The organism is Sphingomonas sp. DC1600-2 (assembly GCF_049897605.1).
GTDB lineage: Bacteria > Pseudomonadota > Alphaproteobacteria > Sphingomonadales > Sphingomonadaceae > Sphingomonas.
The window spans coordinates 1-3,702 of the sequence record NZ_JAFCWO010000039.1; the positions used below are offsets into that span (position 1 = coordinate 1).

The 3,702-nt window shown below is 62.6% G+C and carries 3 protein-coding genes; all 3 read right to left on the bottom strand.

Annotation, left to right across the window (positions count from 1 at the left end; translation table 11 throughout):
* Positions 1-116: 116 nt before the first annotated feature.
* The 3 genes from ACP7BL_RS17780 to ACP7BL_RS17790 are packed head-to-tail and all read right to left on the bottom strand — an operon-like array spanning position 117 to position 3,573.
* Positions 117-1,121: a tyrosine-type recombinase/integrase gene (locus ACP7BL_RS17780; RefSeq protein ID WP_155188124.1), complete on the bottom strand. Its 1,005-nt coding sequence runs from the start codon at positions 1,119-1,121 to the stop codon at positions 117-119.
* Entirely contained in the window at positions 1,118-2,032 is a 915-nt protein-coding gene (locus ACP7BL_RS17785; protein ID WP_095687466.1) for a tyrosine-type recombinase/integrase, read from the bottom strand. Before ACP7BL_RS17785 ends, ACP7BL_RS17780 begins: the two co-directional genes overlap by 4 nt.
* Positions 2,026-3,573, bottom strand: a complete 1,548-nt coding sequence (locus ACP7BL_RS17790) for a tyrosine-type recombinase/integrase (protein WP_095687465.1) — start codon at positions 3,571-3,573, stop codon at positions 2,026-2,028. The genes ACP7BL_RS17785 and ACP7BL_RS17790 overlap by 7 nt, the downstream gene beginning before the upstream one ends.
* Between the last annotated feature and the right edge of the window lie 129 nt (positions 3,574-3,702).

Consider the following 3,702-nt stretch of genomic DNA (forward strand, 5'->3'; position numbering starts at 1 on the left):
TTCTTTGCAGTCGCAGTTTATGTCGAGCGTGGCGGCAGGAGGCGCAGGTTTCCTTCGGTTTTCCATGATTTCGCTCCAGATAATATATGAGGATCAGGGGAATGTCTGGGGACGGGTCAGGCCAGTCTTCGAACGTCGGTAAGCATGGTGATCAGAGCGTCGGATGGCGGCTTGAAGCGTCCGGGCATGATGGCGGGGGCGCCGTGGGCCGCGAGAATCTGCAGCTTCTCCTCGGGATCGGCGCGCAGATAGGCCTCGGTACTTTGGATGCTGGCGTGGCCGAGCCACAGCGCGACTTTGCGAATGTCACCTGTCGCCGCCAACGTGTGCATGGCGCAGGAATGGCGCAGCACGTGCGGCGTGACCCGTTTTCCGAGGATCGAAGGCTGCTTGATTCCGGCAATCTTAACGTGTTCGGCCAGTCGGAATGCGAACCCGTCACGCGTCATGGGCTGCCCGTTCGCGTTGAGAAATATCTCGGAAACCTGCGCTTCGGGGCGGATCGCAAGCCATGCGCGCAATGCGATCTGGGTCTCTTTCCAGAGCGGCAAGACCCGTTCGCGGCGGCCCTTTCCCATGATGTGCATGGTGGACAGCGAACGGTCCGGGAAATCGCGCTGTTGCAGCGATACGAGTTCCGACACCCTGAGCCCGCCAGCATAGGCCAGGTGCAACATAGCGCGGTCACGAGTGCCGAGGCGGGTCCGGGGATCAGGTGCATCAAGCAAAGCCTTGATCTCTGCCCGGTCGAGGTAGTCGATCAGTGCCTTGTCGGTCTTCTTGGTTGGAATCGCACGAATGCGCAGGGCCTGATCGAGACAGGCAGGCACGCGATACTCGATGTACCGGAAGAATGATCGGATCGCTGCCAATCGGCCATTGCGGGTCCTCACGCAGCTGCCGCGTCCGTTCTCAACATGGTCGAGGAAGGCCAGGATGAGGTCCGTGCCGAGATCCTCGACCTCAAGATCGGTTGGCCGACGCTTCAACCGGTCGGCAGCGAACCGGACCAGCAGCACGAAGCAGTTGGCGTAGGTCTTCACCGTGTGCGGGCTGACGGCGCGGTCGCGCGGAAGATGTTCGCGCAGGTACGCCGAGAGATAAGGGGCGAGTGCCGTCATGCCGCTTCTCCCAGGTAAAGGTGTTCGCTGGCGACCGCGATGTCGCGCAGCAACACCGGGGTGGCCTCGACATACCAGTAGGTGTTGGCGACCGACGCGTGTCCCAGATAGACGCTGAGGCCGGCCATGTGATGTGCCACGGCCTCCCTGTCCGGCGGACAGGACTCCAGCGAGCGCACGGCGAAGGTATGGCGCAAATCGTGCATCCGCATACCCGCTGTTCCGGTCGGTCCGCGGTATCCAAGCTGTCGTGCCAACCGGACGAACACGATGTGGGCGCGAACCTTGTGGGGTGCCCGTCCTCGGATGGTGACGAACAGGTCATTGCCCGTGGCGCCGAGCCTCGCTCGGGTCGCGAGATATGCTTCGAGCGCCTGCCGGGTCGACGGTTGCAACGCGACGAGGCGCTGCTTGCCGAACTTGCCATTGCGAATGATCAACCCGTCTTCGCCCAGATCGTCACACTGTAGCGCGAGGGCTTCGGAAATCCTCAGGCCAGTCGCTGCCAGCAATCCGAACAGGCAATGGTAGGTGTGGGGGCTGATTGTGCCTTTGGGCGGCAGGTCCAGCGCCGCGGCCATGATGGCGCGGATCTGTTCGGGCTCGATGATATACGGGGTCGGGCGTGGACGCTTACCCCGGCCGAAGACGCCAGCAGGAGGCACTTCGTGGGCGGGTTCCTCGGCATGGGCGAAAAGGCTGAAGTTGCGAACGGTGTCGAAGCGGGTCTGTGCCACATATTGCGAGCTCGCCGTGTGGCACCAGTCGTAGATGCGCTGGACCTGGGTGTGTTGGTCACCGAAATGCCCTGCGTAGGCTGCATAGAGGCGGAGCAGCCGATCCTGTTCGTCATACTTCCGGCCAAGACTGCGGTGCAGTGCAACGTAGCGGGAAATGTGCGTGTTCAGCATGACGGTTCTCCTGGCCATGGCTGGGCGATCTTCATGAGCATCGGCAGATCGACCTTGGCGTAGATGGCGGTGGTCTCGGGTGAGCTGTGGCGCAGGATGGTCCCGACGGACTCCAGCCCCGCGCCTGCGCGCAGCAAGTTGGTGGCAAGCGAATGCCGGAAGATGTGCGATCCGGTCGGCACGCCCTGGATCCCGCCGCGTTCACGCGTGCGCGCAACTATGCCGGCAATCTCGGCGGACGAACGGAATGGCCGGAACGGGGCTTGCGCGCGTACGAACAAGTGCGGATCGGCGGCCTTGGGACGGGCCGTGGCAATGTAGTCCAGGATCGCGTCGCCAACATCCTGGGGTAACGGCAGCCGGTCTGGCCGTCTGGTCTTGCCCTTGACCGTCAGATGACCGGACCGCCAGTCGATGTCTTCGAGGTGCATATCCTGAATATCGCCGGCACGCAGGCCGAGCCTGGCGAGCAGAAGAATGATGGCCTTGTCCCGAACTTCCACTGGGCGGCCTGTCGGACAGGCGTCGATGATCTGCTCGACCGTTGCCGGGTCGACGTGGCGGGGCAGCGTCGACAGGCGGTATCGCTGGACCGAAGGGATCGCGTGCAACAGTGCCGGTCGACACTCGCCTTGCCCAATCAAAAAGCGGATGTAGCTCCGCATGATCGTGACGATCAGCGAGACGGATCCCGGCGTCTCCTTGCTTCGTCGTTCAAACGCCCGCCTGAGCGCCGCCGCATCCCATTGCGAAGGCTCGCCCAGCATGGGCATGAGCCGACGAATGTCGGCCCGGTAGCGGCGGATCGTCTCTTCGGTGGCGCCGCGATGTTGCCGAAGCCAGGCAAGGTAAGCCGCCATGTGCGGGTCAGCATCCGCCACCGGTTCGACTGGTGGGATGGCACCCTGCCGCCGCAGAAACTCGACGAAGTGCCGAGCGCACCGCCGTCGACGCTTCGCACCTGATGCAACGAGCTTGCCTCGCTTGCGCCAGACCGGACAGCGACAAACATGCGCGCCGTACTGGTCGATGATCGTGTCGTCGATATCGGCCCACCGCCGCCGCACAATGCGAAGCCAGGCCGCGAAATGCTCGGCCTCGGATCGATAGGACTGGGCCGGTCCTTGCGCGAGTTGCAAGCGATCGATCCCATCGAAATAGTCGGCGAGGTACCGTGGCAGATCGTCCATCCCGTCGTCGACATCGACGTAGCCTTGATCTTCCAGGAAGCGGACGAAGCGCCTGACCCGCGCTGCAATGTCCGCCTTATAAACTGGCTGCTGCGCCGAATACCGGTGGCAACGGCACCGATGCTTCTCGAACCGCCGAACGGTCCGATCGTCGATCGTGCGGATCGCGATCCCGTGCAGTTCCATCCAATGCAGGAAATGACGGGCCGCAGCGCCAAACAGAACCGCACTGCCTGACCTCTCGTCGAGCGACAGAGAGGAGAGGAATGCGGTGAGTAGAGCGTCGTGACTGGGCGGGTCGTCGACCCGGAGCGGGGCCGCTCGAAACGGCAATGATGATCTTGATCGCATGTTGGTTCCTTCGACTTGTTGAGGTCGAGGGAACCGTAATTATCTGGAGTGAAATCATGGAAAACCGAAGGAAACCTGCGCCTCCTGCCGCCACGCTCGACATAAACTGCGACTGCAAAGAATATGTGT

What these genes read in the sequence shown, in the direction of transcription:
- ACP7BL_RS17780 (WP_155188124.1), bottom strand. Translation starts at nt 1,121, where the DNA reads ATGACGGCACTCGCCCCTTATCTCTCGGCGTACCTGCGCGAACATCTT.
- ACP7BL_RS17785 (WP_095687466.1), bottom strand. Translation starts at nt 2,032, where the DNA reads ATGCTGAACACGCACATTTCCCGCTACGTTGCACTGCACCGCAGTCTT.
- ACP7BL_RS17790 (WP_095687465.1), bottom strand. Translation starts at nt 3,573, where the DNA reads ATGCGATCAAGATCATCATTGCCGTTTCGAGCGGCCCCGCTCCGGGTC.